At 73.8% G+C, this 17,865-nt stretch carries 16 protein-coding genes and 1 tRNA gene; 7 read left to right on the forward strand and 10 right to left on the reverse strand.

The annotated features are described in order from the left end of the window. The first annotated feature begins 297 nt into the window (after positions 1 to 297). Positions 298 to 1,557, forward strand: coding sequence for a M6 family metalloprotease domain-containing protein (locus IO33_RS0102695; RefSeq protein WP_031159685.1), 1,260 nt, complete (start codon positions 298 to 300; stop codon positions 1,555 to 1,557). Between the two features lie 102 nt (positions 1,558 to 1,659). Here the strand turns inward: IO33_RS0102695 and IO33_RS0102700 are convergent. The 7 genes from IO33_RS0102700 to IO33_RS0102730 form a co-directional block, all read right to left on the reverse strand. Continuing rightward, positions 1,660 to 1,733, reverse strand: a tRNA-Lys gene (locus IO33_RS0102700). Continuing rightward, positions 1,724 to 2,293 (reverse strand): bifunctional DNA primase/polymerase, encoded by a 570-nt coding sequence (locus tag IO33_RS46555; RefSeq protein WP_031159688.1) that lies wholly within the window; start codon positions 2,291 to 2,293, stop codon positions 1,724 to 1,726. Before IO33_RS46555 ends, IO33_RS0102700 begins: the two co-directional genes overlap by 10 nt. A 145-nt stretch (positions 2,294 to 2,438) precedes the next feature. Beyond that, the gene (locus tag IO33_RS0102710; protein WP_031159690.1) at positions 2,439 to 2,807 is read right to left on the reverse strand and encodes a hypothetical protein; all 369 of its coding nucleotides are present in this window, start codon (positions 2,805 to 2,807) and stop codon (positions 2,439 to 2,441) included. Positions 2,808 to 2,946: 139 nt separating this feature from the next. Then, positions 2,947 to 4,284 carry an AAA domain-containing protein gene (locus tag IO33_RS0102715; protein ID WP_031159693.1) on the reverse strand — a complete coding sequence of 446 codons (1,338 nt, stop codon included), beginning with the start codon at positions 4,282 to 4,284 and terminating at the stop codon, positions 2,947 to 2,949. After that, positions 4,281 to 5,870: a hypothetical protein gene (locus tag IO33_RS0102720; protein ID WP_031159695.1), complete on the reverse strand. Its 1,590-nt coding sequence runs from the start codon at positions 5,868 to 5,870 to the stop codon at positions 4,281 to 4,283. The genes IO33_RS0102715 and IO33_RS0102720 overlap by 4 nt, the downstream gene beginning before the upstream one ends. Then, on the reverse strand, positions 5,861 to 7,123 hold the full coding sequence (locus IO33_RS0102725; protein WP_425347949.1) for a hypothetical protein: 1,263 nt from the start codon (positions 7,121 to 7,123) through the stop codon (positions 5,861 to 5,863). Before IO33_RS0102725 ends, IO33_RS0102720 begins: the two co-directional genes overlap by 10 nt. Beyond that, the gene (locus IO33_RS0102730; RefSeq protein ID WP_031159699.1) at positions 7,020 to 7,964 is read right to left on the reverse strand and encodes a phosphatase PAP2 family protein; all 945 of its coding nucleotides are present in this window, start codon (positions 7,962 to 7,964) and stop codon (positions 7,020 to 7,022) included. The genes IO33_RS0102725 and IO33_RS0102730 overlap by 104 nt, the downstream gene beginning before the upstream one ends. Before the next feature lie 214 nt (positions 7,965 to 8,178). Here IO33_RS0102730 and IO33_RS0102735 point away from each other — a divergent pair, with 214 nt between their 5' ends. Beyond that, positions 8,179 to 8,775, forward strand: a complete 597-nt coding sequence (locus tag IO33_RS0102735; protein ID WP_031159702.1) for a histidine phosphatase family protein — start codon at positions 8,179 to 8,181, stop codon at positions 8,773 to 8,775. 136 nt (positions 8,776 to 8,911) lie between these two features. Here IO33_RS0102735 and IO33_RS0102740 read toward each other — a convergent pair whose 3' ends face one another. Then, positions 8,912 to 10,384, reverse strand: a complete 1,473-nt coding sequence (locus IO33_RS0102740; RefSeq protein ID WP_031159703.1) for an NsdA family TPR-like regulatory protein — start codon at positions 10,382 to 10,384, stop codon at positions 8,912 to 8,914. A 266-nt stretch (positions 10,385 to 10,650) separates the two neighbouring features. On the opposite strand from IO33_RS0102740, the gene IO33_RS0102745 reads away from it, so the two are divergent. Together IO33_RS0102745 and IO33_RS0102750 are read left to right on the forward strand one after the other, a co-directional pair. Next, positions 10,651 to 11,046 (forward strand): hypothetical protein, encoded by a 396-nt coding sequence (locus IO33_RS0102745; RefSeq protein ID WP_031159704.1) that lies wholly within the window; start codon positions 10,651 to 10,653, stop codon positions 11,044 to 11,046. Positions 11,047 to 11,080: 34 nt separating this feature from the next. Then, entirely contained in the window at positions 11,081 to 11,968 is an 888-nt protein-coding gene (locus IO33_RS0102750) for a spermidine synthase (RefSeq protein ID WP_031159705.1), read from the forward strand. 4 nt (positions 11,969 to 11,972) lie between these two features. Here IO33_RS0102750 and IO33_RS0102755 read toward each other — a convergent pair whose 3' ends face one another. After that, positions 11,973 to 12,479 (reverse strand): hypothetical protein, encoded by a 507-nt coding sequence (locus IO33_RS0102755; RefSeq protein ID WP_031159706.1) that lies wholly within the window; start codon positions 12,477 to 12,479, stop codon positions 11,973 to 11,975. Positions 12,480 to 12,578: 99 nt separating this feature from the next. On the opposite strand from IO33_RS0102755, the gene IO33_RS0102760 reads away from it, so the two are divergent. The 3 genes from IO33_RS0102760 to IO33_RS0102770 all read left to right on the forward strand — a co-directional run bounded on the left by IO33_RS0102760 (position 12,579) and on the right by IO33_RS0102770 (position 16,282). Then, positions 12,579 to 13,295, forward strand: coding sequence for a response regulator transcription factor (locus IO33_RS0102760; protein ID WP_031159707.1), 717 nt, complete (start codon positions 12,579 to 12,581; stop codon positions 13,293 to 13,295). Continuing rightward, positions 13,292 to 14,674 carry a sensor histidine kinase gene (locus IO33_RS0102765; RefSeq protein WP_031159708.1) on the forward strand — a complete coding sequence of 461 codons (1,383 nt, stop codon included), beginning with the start codon at positions 13,292 to 13,294 and terminating at the stop codon, positions 14,672 to 14,674. The genes IO33_RS0102760 and IO33_RS0102765 overlap by 4 nt, the downstream gene beginning before the upstream one ends. A 132-nt stretch (positions 14,675 to 14,806) precedes the next feature. Then, the gene (locus IO33_RS0102770) at positions 14,807 to 16,282 is read left to right on the forward strand and encodes a glycoside hydrolase family 18 protein (RefSeq protein ID WP_031159709.1); all 1,476 of its coding nucleotides are present in this window, start codon (positions 14,807 to 14,809) and stop codon (positions 16,280 to 16,282) included. A 117-nt stretch (positions 16,283 to 16,399) separates the two neighbouring features. On the opposite strand, the gene IO33_RS0102775 is transcribed toward IO33_RS0102770, so the two are convergent. Beyond that, on the reverse strand, positions 16,400 to 17,830 hold the full coding sequence (locus IO33_RS0102775; RefSeq protein WP_031159710.1) for a GH1 family beta-glucosidase: 1,431 nt from the start codon (positions 17,828 to 17,830) through the stop codon (positions 16,400 to 16,402). Positions 17,831 to 17,865 lie beyond the last annotated feature (35 nt).

The raw sequence follows: 17,865 nt of genomic DNA on the forward strand, positions 1-17,865 counted from the left end.
CGCTGTCCGTGCCGGAAAGTGTGCCGATCATAGAGGCTGGCACCGGGCCCTTCCAGCCGGTGTCCAGTGTCCCGGACCGAACACTGGTTCTGACAGATCGTTTCTGCCCGCGCGTGGGCGGGTTCTAAGGGCCCCCGACCAGTTGTGACGTTCCGTGAGTGTTTCGGGGTGTCGGGCGCCGGAGCGCGCCGGAGCATCAGGGGGGCGCACTCACCCTTGTGGTGCAGATGAACAGGGCATACCGCACTAAATAACAGCAATCTGGATGTGGGTCCTGTCGAACCGCGTCCGGAGGTCATGTCCGTGCCCATGCTGCGCAGCACCGCCGCCGTGTGCACCACGCTGTCGGCGCTCGCCGCGACCTCGATCCTCGGTAGCCCGTCGGTCGCCGAGCCGTTCTCCACCACCCCCTGTGCCCTGCACCGCACCGACGCCCACCACTCCGAGGGTGTGGACACCTGGAACCCGGACTACACCCGCCCGACCGGCGTGCTGGACGCCGTGATGGTCTTCCTCTCCTTCCCGGACTCCGCTCCGCGCACCACGCCCGCCCAGCTGACCGCCGACCACTTCCCGGCCACCAGCCGCTACTTCGAACGGGCCTCCTACGGCAGGTTCACCCTGCGCCCGCACCCGGTCAAGCACTGGCTGCGCATGCCCCGGCCGTCCACCGCGTACGCCATAAGGCGGGACTGGAGCGTGCAGGACCGGGCCGCCTATCTGCGGGACGCGTTCGCGATCGCCGACAGGGAGGTCGACTTCTCCCGCTATCAGGTCGTGTACCTCGTCGCCGATCCGGACGCGCCCGGAGTGGACTCGGACGCCACGAAGGTCGTGAACCTCGACACACCCCTGCACGTGGACGGCACAGACGTCCGCCGGGTCGTCACCGTGTTCGAGAAACACCCGCCGGACCGGCTGGTCCTCGCCCACGAGACCGGCCATGTCTTCGACCTGCCCGACCTCTACCACCGTCCCGTCGACGGCAAGGGCGACTGGGACACGTACGTCGGAGACTGGGACCTGATGGGAAGCCAGTTCGGGCTGTCCCCGGACCTGTTCGCCTGGCACAAGTGGAAGCTGGGCTGGCTGGATCCGCGTCAGGTGATGTGCGTGCGCGGCGCGGGGTCGACCCGGCTGACCCTGGAGCCGCTGGAAGCCGGCCAGGGAAGCCCGGTGCAGGGCACGGCGGGCGCCCCGGCCTTCGGCCTCGGGCACGGGGTGAAGCTGGCGATCGTGCGCACCGGGCCGGACAGCGCCCTGGGCTTCGAGGTGCGTGGTCCGGCCGGGAACGACCGGGCCGGCTGCCGGCAGGGGGTGCTGGTGTACCGGATCCGCAGCGGAGCGGAATCCGGCGGCGGCCCGGTGGAGGTCGTGGACGCCCACCCGCACACCGAGGCCTGCTGGGAGGACTCGGTCTACCCGCCGCTCGCCGACGCCCCGGTCGCCCTCGGCGAGAGCTTCACCGTGCCCGGCGAGGGCGTACAGGTGGAGGTGGAGGGGAGGTCGGCCTCGGGGACGTGGACGGTACGGCTCACGCCGAGAGTCACCGGCTGACACACGGGGCGAAGCCCCCGCAACGCACGGTGAAGCCGCGCGAAAAAACGATGGCGAGGCATTTCCGCGCTTTTAGCGGACATGCCTCGCCATTCGTCATCGTGCGCCGCCAGGGACTCGAACCCCGGACCCGCTGATTAAGAGTCAGCTGCTCTAACCAACTGAGCTAGCGGCGCCTGCTGACGTCGTAGACATTAGCATCCTGGTCGGCGGGAGGAAAAATCGATATCCGCACGGCCGCGCGGGCCGCCCGTACGGCCGCCCAGAGCACCACCTCCGGACCCGGCAGCCAGGGGTGACGCGTGTCCGGGGCGACCAGCCAGCGTGCGGCGCCGGCGCCGTCGTCCCCGGTGGGTGCCGGGACCGTCACGGCGTCGCCCGTGCCGTGGCACAGCAGCGGCGGCACCGCCTCCGTACGGTTCGAGCCCCACTCCTCCCACGCCAGCAGCGAGGGCAGCCGCTGGGCCGTGCCCGGCGCGGCGAACAGCAGCACACGGCCCCGGAACATCGCGACCGGGCCGGAGCCCGGGCCGTCGTCCCACAGCCGGTCCAGCATCCGGCGGCCGAAGATCGCCGGCGCGCTCACCACGTCGAAGACGGTGCCGCAGGGCAGGACGACGGGGGCGTCCGGGCGCTCCTCCCAGAGGGCCAGCGTGCTGCGGGGGTACGTGGCCGCCGAGGCGAGCCAGCCGACTCCGTCGGAGGTGACCCGGGTGACGTTCGGTGTGCTGCTCATGCCACCCAGATGTACCGGGCGTGAGGGGGCTGTTCCGCTGAGTTGCCGATAATCGGGACAGAGGCGGTGGAGGGGGAGTATCTTGCCCCGCTGGCATATGCCAGAAGGGTTGACTCACGGGCTCCGGGTTGACGCGGGCGCGGGGTCACACGGGGTCGGCGGAGGTCCGGCCCTCGGTGTTGCCGCGCATCAGGTCCCGCCCGAACTCGACCATCTTCTTCGCGTAGTCCTCGGTCCACTCCGCCCGCTCGGCGATGTCCGCCGGGGTCAGCCGGTCGAACCGGCGCGGATCGGCGAGCTGGGCCGCCGCGACGGCCTGGAACTCCACGGCCCGGTCGGCGGCCGCGCGGAACGCCTGGGTCAGCTCCGTGGCCCGGGCCAGCAGCGCCCGCGGATCCTCGATCGACTCCAGGTCGAAGAAGTGCTCGGGATCGGCGGCCGCCTCCGCGGGCTCGAAGATCAGGGGCGCGGGGCGTAGCCGCGGTTCGTTACGACGCGGCGTGGGCTCCGCCATGTCTTGTCTCCTCCTCGTACGGTTCGCTGGGCACCGCCTTCAGGTGGGCCATCGTCCATTGTCCCGCGCCCGCGCAAGGGCCCCTCATGGCCGCGAGTTCACGCGGTGTTCCATGAGTGCGCCGACCGGCGGAGCCCGCTCACGCCTGCCAGGTCACCCGGTGTTCCGTGAGGTGGGCCAGCACCGCGTGGTTCGCCTCCCAGCCGTCCGGGAACTTCACCAGCGTGCCCAGCTGGACCGGTTCCGTGGACGGGTAGTCGTCCAGGAGGTCGGCCACGCCCGCGCGGCAGACCACGATGCAGGCGTGCCGGTGCCGGGAGGCCAGCACGCACAGGCGGCCCGTCTCCAGGTGGAAGGCGGTGGCGTCGGGGCGGCCCGAGAGCGGGTGCAGGACGACCGTGATGTCGTACTCACGACCCTGGAGACGGTTCGCGGTGTCGACCGTGACGTCCGTGACGCCCAGCTCGGCCAGCGCCGCGCGGACCGCCGCCGCCTGGTCGCGGTGGGCCGTACCGACGGCGACGCGGTCCGCGGTGAGGGGGGTGGGGGCGGGCGAGCGTTCCGAGGTCGCCGCGCCGCCCCGGTCCAGCAGGCGGCGTACGACCGTCGCCACCGCCCGCACCGCCTCCGGGTCCGTGCGCGGGGTGTGCCGGGCGGGCAGCTCCAGCAGGCCCCAGCCGGATGCCGCCGCCTCGTCGATCACCCGGTCGGGGCCGGAGCCGTCGGACGGGACGGCGAAGGTGAGGCGGCGGTCGTCGGGGCCGGTACCGCTGCGGAAGGGCGTGTAGGGGTAGAAGGCGTCCGAGACCAGGGGCGCGGCGGAGGCCGGCAGACGCCAGGAGACCGGGAGGCGGTGCTGCGGCAGGTCCGGGTTGTGGGCCAGCAGGGTGGTCACCGCGGAGGCCGAGGGGTCGTGCGACAGGCCCGCCCACTGCTCGCTGCCGACGATCGCGAACGGGTCCAGCTGGCCGGGGTCGCCGACGAACAGGGCCCGCTCGAAGAGTCCGGCCACGGCCAGCAGGGAGTCGGAGCGCATCTGGTAGGCCTCGTCCACGATCGCGTGCCGCCAGGGCTCGTCGACCTTCACGTGCGCCCACTTCGCCGCCGTGGAGAGGACCACGGGCAGGCCGTTCAGGTCGGCCGCCTTCGCGGACGTGCGGACCTGCGGCAGGTCGTCCAGCGCCTTGTCGTACGGGTCGCCGTCGCTGCTGTGCAGGCGGCCGACCGGCAGGTCCGGGTTCTTCTCGGCGAGCCTGAGGACGAGATCGTCGACCTGGGCGTTCGTCTGTGCCACCACCATCAACGGGCGGCCCGCCTCCGCCAGTTCGAGCGCCGCGCGGACCACGAGCGTCGACTTGCCGGCGCCCGGCGGGGAGTCCACGACCACACCGCGGGCGGTGCCGTGCAGGGTGTCGTGGAGGATCGCCTCGGTGGCGCGGGCGGCCGCGGCTCCGGGATCGAGGTCGGCGGTCGTCACAGCGCGTCCTCCTCGGTCACGGTGTCCGGTGCCTCCGGTACGGCCTCGCCCGGCGGCCCGCCGTGCGTCCACGGGGTCTCCTCCGGGTCGGGCAGCTTCGCCCCGCCGCGCTGCTCGTGCTCGAAGAGGGTGAAGCACACCCCATCGCCCTTCTCCGGCACCGAACCGGGCTCGGGCTCCTTGCCGCAGCCCATCTTGTCCACGATCCGCAGCACGAGACCGTCCTCGCCGTCGTACCCGGCGAACTCCGCCGACTGCGGCCTGCCGCCCAGCGAGCGGTACACCCTCGCGCCCTCCGCCAGATGCGGCCGGTCGTCCGTGCGGACCGTCACCAGCGGGCGCGGGCTCGGCCGCCTGCCCTCGCTGTACGCCAGGACGACCTCGGTCACCTCGCCCGCGAACGCCTCCCCGGCCAGCCGCCGCCCCGCCATCACCAGCGGGTCGTCCAGCGCCTCCTGCGCCTCCAGCCGGGCCTGCTCGCGCTCGCGGGTGGCCAGCTTGTTCGCCGCCGTCACCGCGTCGTCCCGGCGCGGCTGCGGGGGTTCGCCCGCCAGCACCCGGTCACGGTGGCCGGTGAAGGACCAGCGGTCGCGGGTCCAGCGCTCCTCGGCACGCGCGCCCTCGGGCAGCGTCCGCAGCAGGTCCAGGCCCCGCCACACCGCGTCCCAGGTGGGCCGGGTGCGGCTCGCCACCAGGTCGCGGATCTCCCGCTCGGCCGCCGTGAGCGCGGCCATCCGGTCGTCGGCGGCCAGGGCGTCCTCGGCGGCGGCGAGGGCGCTGCGGGCGCGGTCGTAGCGCTCGATCGCCGGGGCCAGCAGCTTGTTGTCGAACGCCGGGTCGGTGGCGGGACCGGCCGGCGGGCACAGCAGCTGCCCGGCGGCGTCCCGGGCGAGCTCGGCCCGGCGCGCGGCCTCGGCGCCGCTCGTGTCCCGCGGTGGGTCGATCCAGGCGAGCAGGGCGCCCAGGTGCTGGTCCTCCAGGCTGGACTGGCCGGTCGCCCAGTGCCGGGACAGCAGCTCGGTCAGGGCGAGGAGCAGGGCAGAGCCGGGGACCCGGGCACGCTCGCCGTAGTGGGTCAGCCAGCGGCCGAGCAGCGGCACCCGGGGCGGCGCCGGATAGGGCGCCTCGGGGTCCTGCTCGGCCGTACGGCGGAAACGCATCGAGCGGCCCAGCAGCCGTACGAAGTCCAGGCCCGCGCGGCTCGGCACGATCAGCTGGGGCGCGTCCGCGCACAGTTCCGCCTCGACCTTGACCCGCTTGCCGGTCTCCGGGTCGGTCTCGGTGCGCTCGGCCGCCTCCACGGAGGCGGCGTAGGCGTCGATGTACGGCAGCACGACGTCGGCCAGCTCGGCGAGGAACGTGAAGCGCAGATCGCGGTCGCGGGGCTGCGGTACGACGAGCAGGCGCGGGGCGTCCCGGTCGGTGCCGACGAGCGCGCCGAGCGGGGCGCCGGCCTCACCGGCGGTGGTCAGCGGCACGAACACCAGGGGGTGTGCGGACAGATGCCGGTGCCGGACGGTCGCGGCGGGCTGGGCCCGGCCGGTGGCGACGGCCTCCAGCCGGGCGAGGGTGGTCATCAGGGACACGGGGCGACCTCCGCCCGGGCCTTGGCGTGCGCGGCCGCCGTCCGGAGGGCCTCGGCACGCAGGGCCGCCGCCCGGCGCAGGGCCGCGATCGCCGGGTCGTCCGGGTCGCCCCTCTCGCCGCGGGCCGCCGCGAGGACGTCCTCGACCGTGGTCAGCCCGCCCAGTTCCGCGCGCAGGGGACGGCCGAGGCGGGTGACGGCGCCCTGCTCGCGGGAGCGTTCCCGGCAGTGGAAGGCCAGTTCGCACGCGGAGAGGCACTCGGGCGCGTACGTCGCCGGGACGGCCGCCACGGCCGCCGTCAGCTCCTCGGCGCTCCGGTCGGGCGCGAAGCACGTGCCCTCGGGCAAGGCCCCGGCGATCTCCTCGATCCGGGTCAGCCGGGCCAGCTGACGGGCGGTGACCGCGCGCTGCTTGCGTACGTCGACGGCGGAACCGGCGGGCAGGTTCGAGAAGTCCTTCGGGCACACCAGCAGCACCCGGTGGTGCACGCGCGCGGGCGGACCGCTCGGGTGGGCGCTCCCGTCACGGGGCGCCCGAGCCGGTGCCGGTTCCGCGCCGAGACGCGTGGCGACCTCCTCCAGCGCCAGCACGTACACCGCCGCCTGCCGGGCCGCCGCGCCGACCTTCGCCGGGTCCGCCGCCCCGTCCAGCATCGGGAAGGACTTGATCTCCACCACCGACCAGCTGCCGTCCGGGTGCACCACCACCGCGTCCGGCTCCAGGAAGGCGAGTGAGCCGGCCACGTCCAGCGCCAGCATCGGATGGTCCAGCAGCGTCCAGCCGCCCGCGCGGGTGGCCTCGCGCAGCGCCAGCGCCGTACGGGCCGTACGCCCCTCGGGGCCGTGCGCGGTCAGGTCGGGTACGGCGGCCCCCTCCGGCGCCGGGGCGCCGGGGTCGAGCCGGGCGTGCACCAGCCGGAGCAGCTCGGCGCCGCCGTCGGCCTTCACCCTCGCCTCGAACGCGTTCCCGCGCGTCAGCGCGAACTGTGACTGACCGAACGCGGACGGCGTGCCCAGCGCGCTCGCCAGCCGCGCCTTGTCCACCCCGGCGCCGTCCAGGATCGCCCGCCTGGCGCACCCGGGGTTCGCGGCGAGCGCCGCGAGGGCGCGCGCGTCCAGGGCTTTGGCGGGTACGTCGGGACCGCGCAGCTCAGCGAGCCGGTGCCGCAGCCCCTTCGCCCGCGTCGCTGGGGGATGCGTCCGGTTCGGCCCCGGCGTCGAGCCGGGACTCGCGCTGCCGTGGAATTCGCTCACCCGCGGAAGTCTGGCACCCGGCACTGACAATCGGGGAACCCGTGCCGTCCGTGACCGGTGTGCGGCGTGGGGACAGGCGGGCCCGGAGCAGGTCCACGAGCCGCATCACCGGCGGCGCCAGCAGCAGGCCGACGCCCATCACGGCGACGCCCGCGACCGCGTCGAGGAAGTAGTGGTTGGCCGTGCCCATGACCACGAGCGCGGTCCCGAGCGGATAGCCGACCGCGAGGACCTTGGCGAGCCGGGTGCGGCCGTGGCGCCACAGCATCACCCCGCACCACAGCGCCCAGCCGACGTGCAGGCTCGGCATCGCCGCGTACTGGTTGGTCATCCCGCCCATGCCGCGCGGTGCACTCGCCTCGGCGCCCCACCAGCCGTACGAGCTGTAGTGCGCCATGGTGTCCACGAACCCGTGACCGGCGGAGAGCAGCCGGGGCGGGCAGGTGGGCAGCAGCGTGAAGCCGATCAGGCCGATGAACGTGGACGTCATCAGCCAGGTGCGGGCCCGCCGGTAGTGCTCGGCGCGGGTCCGGAACAGCCAGATCAGGAGCGCGGGCGTGACCACGTAGTGCAGCGAGGCGTACCAGAAGTCCGCCGGCACTCCGAGCCAGGGCTCGCGCGTGAACAGCCGGTTGAGCGGGTGCTCCGCGTTGAGGTGCAGGGCCTTCTCGAAGCGCAGGATCGCCAGGCCGTGGTCGACGGCGGAGGAGACGTCACCGCGGGCGAGGAGCCGGCCGGCCGAGTAGCAGCCGTAGACCAGGAGGATCAGGGGCAGCTCGGTCCACCAGCGCAGCCGGGTTCGCGGGGCCACCTCGGTGCCCGGTGTCTCGGTCTGCGGCATCCGATCGCCCTCCCCCTTCTGCGTGCGGCCCGCCCCGGAGGGCGACCGTGCCACTTTACGGTGTCCGTATCCCGCCCATGACGGCGCTCCGGCCCACAAAGACGCGGGGATCGCCCGCCGGGTTGCCCCGAACGGGTGTGAGCGATGATGGAGAAGTCCTCTCTCGTCGTTCCCGTGGCGTCCGTGCGGCGTCCCCTTCCCGGAAAGGCCCCCCATGGCACCGCGCATCCTGCTGGCCCGGCACGGACAGACGGAATGGTCGCTGTCCGGCAAGCACACCGGCAGGACCGACGTGCCGCTGCTGGAGGAGGGCCGGCGGGGAGCCAAGCTGCTCGGTGAGCGTCTGCACCGCGCCCCGCTGGACGGGCTGCCCGGGGTGGAGGTGCGCACCAGCCCGCTGGCACGCGCGCGTGAGACGTGCGAACTGGCCGGCTTCGGGGACCGGGCCACCGTGTGGGACACGCTCATGGAGTGGGACTACGGCGCCTACGAGGGCATGACGCCGGCCGAGATCCAGGCGGTGCGGCCGGGGTGGCTGATCTGGCGGGACGGGGTGCCGCGGGGCGAGACCCTCGCCGAGGTGACCGCGCGCGCGGACGAGGTGGTCTCCTGGGCCCGCTCGTCCGACCGCGACGTCCTGGTCTTCGCACACGGCCACGTACTGCGTTCCATAGGCGCGCGCTGGCTGGGCCTGCCGCTGGACTTCGCCGCGCGGATACGCCTGAACCCGACCTCGCTGTCCGTCCTCGGCTGGGCCTACGGCGAGCCGGCGATCGAGAGCTGGAACGACGTGGGGCACCTGGCCGGCTGAGCCGGGGTGGGCCGCTCACCCGCGCGTGCGGGATGCCGGGTGCCGCAAGGCCGACGGGACCGCGGCTCCCCGGGCGAGGGAAACCGTGCGTCCGGCCCGCAGCCCGAAGACCACCGGCAGACCCTCCCCGGACCGCCTACGCCCTCCCCGTCCTCGGCACCGAGGCGTGCCGGTCGAGAAACTCCGACACCCCCGAAGCCCGCCGGTGCGGCAACAGCACCCGGGCCGTGCCCGCCAGCATGCTCTGGATCCGCGAGGACTGGACCTGGTCCAGCAGGGCCAGCACCCGCAGCCCGGCGGCGGCCGCCTCGTCGGGACGGCCCTCGCGGGCCAGGTCGTCGGCCAGCTCGGCCGTGTACAGGGCGATGTTCCGGGTGAAGTGCGGATCCTGCAGATGCGCCGCCCGGCGGGCGTGCCGGGACGCGCGCCGCCAGTCGCCGAGCGTGGACCAGCACTGTGCCTCGAGCCCCTCCAGCTCGGCCTCTCCGTAGAAGCTCATCCACTCGGGGTCGGCGTCCGAGTGGCCCCGCTCGAAGAGGGCCTGTGCCCGCACCAGCGCCTGCTCGCAGCCGGTGCGGTCGGCGAGGCCCGCCCAGCCGCCCGCCTCGCGCAGCGCGAGCAGCGACATCAGGCGGGCGGAGCCCAGCGGACGGGCGGCGCGCTGGGCGGCCTGCGCGGCGCGGACCGCCTCCCGGGGACGGCCGGCGTCCCGTGCCAGGAACGCGGTGTTGCAGAAGGCGTGCGCCTCCAGTGCCGGGTCCCCGGTCATACGGGCCGTGGCCAGCGCCTCCGCGTAGTGCGAGCGGGCGTCGTCGAAGCGGCCGGAGTCGTGCGCCAGCCAGCCCACGGAGATGGCGAGTTCACCGGCGCCCGAGTGCAGCCGGTCGGCGGTGGTCTGCCGGGTCGCGCCGGCGTCCAGCAGCGCGTAGGCCGCCCGCAACGGAGCTGCCGCGCGCCGGTAGAGACCGTCCGCGCCGTGCCGGTCGTCCAGCAACCGGATACGGCGGACCGCCTCCTCCAGGGCGGCCGCCTCGGGGCCGCCGGCCCGGCGCGCGGGCCGGACCGGGGCCGCGGCGTCCGTGGTGAGCCGCAGCGGGCCCAGCGTGGCGGCGGCCACCGTGGCGCCGCCGGTCATGAATGCGCGACGCAGCACGTCGCTCTCCTCGTGGTTCAGATGGTCTTTCGCGCACGGCTCGTGCGGGCCGTACGGGTCCTGCGTGTCATACGGTTCGAAGGCCGCAGACGACTCACCGGCGCCGTGGCCCTCACCCTCAGCGGTGAGGAGCGCCTCGGGTCCGTCCGCCGTCGTCCGCGCCGCGCGCCCGCGGACGGACGAGCGGGGCGCGAAGCCCAGGTCGGTGAGCGTGCGGCCGGGGAACATATGCAGGAACACCCGTTCGTACGCGTAGTTGGGGCAGCGGATCTCGCCCGCCTCCACCCTGCCGACGTAACGCGCGTCACAGCTGACCCGTTCACCGATCTCGCGCGCGGCACGGCGTACCAGTGCCGCGAACTCGGCGGGTGAACGACTGCCACGCAGGTGCCGGAAGGCGAGGTTCGGCCGGGGTGGCCGTTCGGGCTGTGACGAGGTCACGGTTGACGACGCCATGGCCGGGTCCTCTCGTGCGAACCGTCGAACCATGCCGGATCCGGGACGGTTTCGTGACGAGTTGTCCGAGTGACGCCCTGGTTCCGGCGGGCATGAACGTACCTGCTGTGAAGGACCCGCCACGCAGTGTTTAGCTACAAACCGGATATCTCATCCACGATCTGCCATGAAGTGCCATCCTTTGCGGCGCACTTGTGCCGTAGCCGTTGACGCGTTCACGCGTTGGACCCCGTGGACCGCAACAGGGCTGTGTGGTGGAGGCCGGCATGGAGACCAGCCAGAGCAACGAACCGTGTACGTCGCCGTCGTCGGCCGCGGAGGCCTGCGACCTCGTGACGGTACCGGCCCGGCAGGGCCTTGAGGCGGTCGACATCCTGCGGCGCGGCGCCGGTGACGCGATGGGCCCCGTGCTGCACGACGGCGGCTGCGCCACCCTCGGCTTCCTGGTCCCGGCCGGCACGGCGGCCGGCTGGGACGTGCCGGGCAGCACCTGCACGAAGACGGACGGGCGCGGACTCAGACTCACCCCGCAGCCGCCGGTGGAGGGCTCCGACTGGCTGCTGCCGCCCGGCGAGGCCGACCTCGCCACCGACCCGGCGGTGCTGCGCCGGGCCCTCGGGGAGGCGGCCCGGACGATCGAGGCGGCCGACAACTGCCGGTGAGGCGCCCGCCCCGGCCTGCTGCGAAAATGGTCCGATGGGCAGGTCCAGGAACCCACGGCAGACACGGGACACGAGGCGCAGGCCGGCCGCCGTCGAAGCCGTCGTGGAGGCGGTGGACGGCGGCCTCGCACAGCTCGTCCCCGATCCCGACCGCAGCCGGGCCTGGACGCTGCTGATCGACGGCGCGCCCCAGTCGCACGTCGACCTGGACGACCCCGCGTACCTCTCCTTCGAGTACCAGCGCCGCCTCGGCCATGTCATCGACCTCGTCGCCCCGCCCGGCAAGCCCGTGCACGCCGTGCACCTCGGCGGCGGCGCGTTCACCCTCGCCCGGTACGCCGCCGCCACCCGGCCCCGCTCCACCCAGCAGGTCGTCGAACGGGACGCGAGCCTGGTCCAACTGGTCCGCCGGGAACTGCCGCTGGACCCGAACGCCCGGATCCGGGTCCGCTCGGCCGACGCCCGCGCGGGTCTCGCCAGGGTGCCGGACGGCTGGGCGGACCTGGTCATCGCGGACGTCTTCAGCGGCGCCCGCACCCCCGCCCACCTCACCTCCACCGAGTTCCTGGACGAGGTCCGCCGCGCCCTGAAACCGTCCGGGGTCTACGCCGCCAACCTCGCCGACGGCCCGCCGCTCGCCCATCTGCGCGGCCAGATCGCCACCGCCGCCGCCCGGTTCACCGAACTCGCGCTGATCGCCGACCCGGCCGTCCTGCGCGGCAGGCGCTTCGGCAACGCCGTCCTGGTCGCCTCCGACGCGCCGCTCCCGCTCGCCGAACTCACCCGCCGCGCCGCCTCCGACCCGCACCCGGGCCGGGTCGAACACGGCAGGCCGCTGAGCGACTTCACCGGCGGCGCGGCCCCCGTGACGGACGCGGCGGCGGTCGCCTCACCGGCACCGCCGCCCTCGGTGTTCCGGTGAGCGCTCAGTAGTTCCCGATCTCCACGTGCGGCGGCCCGTCGTGCCAGGTGCAGAACACCGACACACGGTCCGTGCCCCGGCTGAACTCCACGCGGATCCACGTCTCGGTCTTCCACACCTGCATCGACCAGCCGGTACCCGGCGTCGCCGACACGAGGGTGGCGCTGGACGTGTCCAGCTCGAACACCGCCCGCCCGCCGTCGGTGTCGTAGGACTTGACCTGGCCTGCGGCGGACGCGGACGAGGTGGCGGAGGGCGCCGGCCTGCGGGCGGGGGCCGGCGTGCGCGCCGGCGGACCGGCCGCCGGCCGCCTCGACGGGGACGGCCGGTGCGTCGGCGAGCCGAGCGCCTTCGTGCCCGGCGCGGTGGCGCCGGCGTCCGTGACGGGCAGGGCGCGCGGGGGGTCGTACGCCGTCCCGGCCATCACCGTGTGCACACCCCACCACGACAGCGTGACCGCCGCTCCCGTCGCGAGCAGCCACGCCAGTACGTGTACGAGTCCTCTGCGCATCGCGGGCCATCCTGCCTCAGGGACACCGCGGTGCGCACATGCTCCGAGTTGTCCACAGGCGCCCGCCCGGTGTGCTCCGCATGGCGTACGGTGCGGCGCATGGCAAGTGTGCTCGTGGTCGAGGACGACCAGTTCGTACGCTCGGCGCTCATCCGGCATCTGACCGACGCCGCACACACCGTGCGCAGTGTCGGTACGGCGCTGGAGGCGCTGCGCGAGGTCGCGCATTTCCCCTTCGACGTGGTCATCCTGGACCTCGGACTGCCGGACCTGGACGGCTCCGAGGCGCTGAAGATGCTCCGCGGCATCACCGACGTGCCCGTCATCATCGCCACCGCCCGGGACGACGAGACGGAGGTCGTCCGGCTGCTCAACGCCGGCGCGGACGACTACCTGACCAAGCCGTTCTCCGTCGAGCACCTCTCCGCCCGGATCGCGGCCGTACTGCGCCGGGCCCGCTCCGGCGGCGCGGAGGCCCCGCCCTCGTCCGTGCTCCGCGTCGGCGGCCTGACCGTGGACCCGCTGCGCCGCCAGGCCGAACTGGACGGCGTCCGCCTCGACCTCACCCGCCGCGAGTTCGACCTGCTCGCCTTCCTCGCCGGCCGCCCCGGGGTCGTCGTCGCGCGCAAGGAACTCCTCGCCGAGGTCTGGCAGCAGTCCTACGGCGACGACCAGACCATCGATGTGCATCTGTCCTGGCTGCGCCGGAAGCTGGGGGAGACGGCCGCCCGGCCGCGCTATCTGCACACCCTCCGGGGCGTCGGCGTGAAGATCGAACCCCCGGCCGACGGGCGCGAGGGGGAGCCGGCGCGATGAGATGGGCCCTGGTCAAGGTCTGCCTGGCGGTCACCACGATGGTCGTGGTCGCCTTCGCGGTCCCGCTCGGGCTGGTCGTCAAGGAGATGGCCCGCGACCGGGCGTTCGCAGGCGCCGAGCGGCAGGCCGCCGCGGTGGCGCCCGCGCTGTCCATCACCACCGACCGGGACAAACTGGAGCGCGTCGTCGCCTCCGCCGGCGCCGACTCCGGCATGGCCGTCCATCTGCCCGCCACCGACGGCCGGCCCGCCCTCGACCTCGGCAGACAGCGCGCCGCCGGCCGCGACATCCAGGCGGTGCGCAAGATGGGCCGCGCCTCCACGACCTCCGTCTCCGGCGGCTTCACGCTGCTCCAGCCGGTCGCGCTCGGCTCCGCCGCCATAGCGGTCGTCGAGGTCTACGTCCCCGAGTCCGAGGTGACCCACGGTGTCGGCACCGCCTGGGCGGTGCTCACGGCCGTCGGACTGGCGCTGGTCGTCGGCTCGGTCGCGGTCGCCGACCGGCTCGGGGTGCGCATGGTGCGGCCCGCCCAGCGGCTGGTCCGGGGCGCGCAAGAACTGGGCGAGGGCAGGCTGGGCGCCCGGGTGCCGGAGGACGGCCCGAACGAACTGCGGCTGGCGGCGGTGGCGTTCAACGCCATGGCCGACCAGGTCGTCCAGCTCCTCGCCAACGAGAGGGAGCTGGCGGCGGACCTCTCCCACCGGCTGCGCACCCCGCTCACCGTCCTGCGGCTCAACGCGGCCTCCCTGGGCGGCGGACCGGCCGCCGAGCAGACCCGGGCCGCCGTCGCCCAGCTGGAGCGCGAGGTCGACACCATCATCCGTACGGCCCGGGAGGCCAAGCCGCAGACGGCCGCGGCCGGGCCCGGCGCCGGATGCGACGCGGCCGAAGTGGTGCGCGAACGCATGGGGTTCTGGTCCGCGCTCGCCGAGGACGAGGGCCGCAAGTGGCGGGTGGCCGGCGTCGAGCGGCCGGTGCGCGTACCCGTGGCCCGCCCCGACCTGGCCGCGGCCCTCGACGCCCTGCTCGGCAATGTCTTCCGGCACACCGCCGAGGGCACCGCCTTCGCGGTCGACGTGCACAACGGCGAGGACGCGGTGATCGTGCTGGTCTCCGACGCGGGCCCCGGCATACCCGACCCCGGCGCCGCGATGGCCCGTGGCCGCGGCTCCGGGAACACCGGCTCGACCGGTCTCGGCCTCGACATCGTGCGCCGGCTCGCCGAGTCCACCGGCGGGGACGTCCGCATCGGCTCCTCGGTGCTGGGCGGCACCGAGGTGCGGATCTGGTTCCAGCTGGACGGGCGCAAGCCGGTGGCGCGCGGGCGGGTGCGCAGACGCCGATCGGGCAAACCGGTCCTGACTGGTCTCGACCATTAATCGTCCCCGATCCCTTCCTTAAGCGAACCCTAAGGTCTGCAACGGCCGTCCCTATCAGGTCGTTTGCCCGATTCCGGATCGCTAGCGTGCTGCCGCACCCCCACCCCGTGAACAGCGAAGGCAGGCACGCGCATGAGCACGCACCGGCGCAGGATCAGTGGCAGGAACAAGGCGATAGGCGGCCTCGTCGCCGCGGCCGTCGTCGGCGGTGGCGCGCTCCTGCTCACCGGCACCGCCAACGCGGCCGGCGTGAACGCCGCGTACACCAGGACCAGCGACTGGTCCACCGGCTACACCGCCCAGTACGTCGTCACCAACAACAGCGGGCAGCAGGAGAAGACCTGGACGCTGGAGTTCGACCTCCCGGCGGGCGCCAGGCTCAGCTCCCTGTGGAACGCCGAGTCGAGCGTCAGCGGCACGCATGTCACCGTGAAGCCCGCGAAGTGGGACACCGAGGGCCTCGCCCCCGGCAAGTCGGTGACCGTCGGCTTCGTGGTCGACGGCAAGGGCGCCCCGACCGGCTGTCGTATCGACACGGCCCAGTGTTCCGCGGACGCGAGCCCCACCCCCGAGCCGAGCGGCCGTCCCACCGCGACCCGGCCGCCGGCGCCGACCGCCACCCCGACCGGGAGCACGCCTACCCCGACCCGGACCGCCACCCCGACCCCGACCGCCTCCCGGACGACCGGCAGCGGAACGGGCAGCGGCACCACCGCCTCCGCCCGCTTCGCCCCGTACGTCGACACCTCCCTCTACCCCGCGTTCGACCTGCTCGGCGCGGCCGACGCGACCGGCGTGAAGAACTACAACCTGGCCTTCGTCACCGACGGCGGCGGCTGCACCCCCAAATGGGGCGGCGTGACCGACCTGACCAGCGACGGCGTCGCCGCGCAGATCGGCTCCCTGCGCGCCGAGGGCGGTGACGTCCGGGTCTCCTTCGGCGGCGCCTCCGGCTCCGAACTGGCCACCACCTGCTCCTCGGCCGACGCGCTGGCGGCGGCGTACGGCAAGGCGGTCGACGCGTTCAAGCTCACCAAGGTCGACTTCGACGTCGAGGGCGGCGCACTGCCGAACGCGGCCGCCAACACGCTCCGGGCGAAGGCGATAGCCAAGCTCCAGGCCCAGCACCCGGACCTGGACGTCTCCTTCACCCTCCCGGTGATGCCCGAGGGCCTCACCCAGGACGGCGTGAACCTCCTGTCCGACGCCAAGTCGAACGGCGTGGAGATCAGCACGGTCAACATCATGGCGATGGACTACGGCCCCTCGTACAACGGCGACATGGGCACCTACGCCGAGCAGGCCGCGACCGCCACCCAGGCGCAGGTCAAGAGCGTCCTGGGCCGGTCCGACTCCGCCGCCTGGAAGACCGTCGCGGTCACCCCGATGATCGGTGTCAACGACGTCTCCTCCGAGGTCTTCACGGTGGACGACGCCACCCAGCTGGCCGGCTTCGCGAAGTCCAAGGGCCTCGGCGGCCTGTCGATGTGGTCCGCGACCCGCGACAAGCAGTGCGCCGGCGGCACCAAGCCCACCGCCGACGCCACCTGCAGCTCGATCGCCCAGGACAAGAACGCCTTCGCGAAGGCGTTCGGCGCCTTCAACTGACACGCCGGACGGCGCGAGCGGAGAGCGGGCCGGCGGCGTCGGGGCATCCGGCGGGGCGGGGCCCGGCGGACGCGGGGTACGGCACCCAAGGCGGGTGCCGTACCCCTTCCGGCGTCCTCAGATGCGCGGCTCCACCCCCGGCAACACCCCCGTCCGTGCCGCCTCCCCGTACCACCGGGCGCTCGACTTCGGTGTTCGCCGCAGCGTCGCGTAGTCCACGTAGACCGCCCCGAACCGCTTGCCGTAGCCGTACGCCCACTCGAAGTTGTCCATCAGCGACCACAGGTAGTAGCCCCGGACGTCGGCGCCGTCCGCGATGGCCCGGCGGACCTCGGAGAGATGGCCGTGCAGGTACGCGATGCGCTCGGGGTCGTGCACACGACCGTCGGGGTCGGGCTTGTCGTCGTAGGCGGCCCCGTTCTCCGTGACGTACAGGGGCAGTCCGGGTGCCTCCCTCGTGTACCGCGTGATCAGGTCGTACAGGCCCGTCGGATCGATCGTCCAGCCCATCTCCGTGCGCTCGCCCGGCGTCTGGTGGAACCGCACGTCGTCGGCGCCCGGCCAGGGGGAGTGCTCGCTGGCGCCGTGGCCGTCCGCGCGCGGGCCCCCGACCCCGCCGGGCGCGGCCGACACCAGGGCCGGGGTGTAGTAGTTCAGGCCCAGCGCGTCCAGCGGGGCGTTGATCGTGCGCGTGTCGCCGTCCTGGACGTACGACCAGTCGGTGACCGAGGACGTTGCCTCCAGCAGTGACGCGGGGTACGCCCCGTGCAGCATCGGGCCGTGGAAGATCCCGTTGGCCAGGTCGTCGATCCGGCGCGCCGCCGCGAGGTCGGCCGAGTCCTCGGAAAGGGGCCGTACGACCGACGAGTTGAGGCTGATCGCGACCTCGTTCCGGGCCGGCATCACCGAGCGCAGCGCCGAGGCCGCCAGGCCGTGCGCCAGGTTCAGGTGGTGGGCGGCGCGCAGGGAGGCCGCCGGGTCGGTGCGGCCCGGGGCGTGCACACCGGAGCCGTAGCCCAGGAAGGCGCTGCACCAGGGCTCGTTGAGGGTGATCCACTGCTCCACCCGGTCACCCAGCGCCTCGCCGACCAGCCGGGCGTACTCGGCGAACCGGAACGCGGTGTCCCGCTGCGGCCAGCCGCCCGCGTCCTCCAGCTCCTGCGGCAGGTCCCAGTGGTAGAGGGTGAGCGCCGGTTTGATCCCATGGGCGAGGAGCTCGTCCACCAGACGGCGGTAGAAGTCCAGGCCGCGCTGGACCGCCGGGCCCCGGCCCGTGGGCTGCACCCGGGACCAGGAGACCGAGAAGCGGTACGCGGTCAGGCCCAGCTCCGCCATCAGCGCCACGTCGTCGCGGTAGCGGTGGTAGTGGTCGACGGCGATGTCACCGGTCTCGCCGCCGGCCGTCCTGCCCGGCGTATGGCTGAAGGTGTCCCAGATCGAGGGCGTACGGCCGTCCTCCCGCACCGCCCCCTCGATCTGGTACGCCGAGGTCGCGGCGCCCCAGAGGAAGGCGGGAGGAAAGGTCACGGAGGTAACGGGTTCAGGCATGGAAGCGCTCCCATGGGGGTCGGAGGAGACCTGGC

Origin of the sequence: Streptomyces durhamensis (assembly GCF_000725475.1) — a bacterium.
GTDB lineage: Bacteria > Actinomycetota > Actinomycetes > Streptomycetales > Streptomycetaceae > Streptomyces > Streptomyces filipinensis.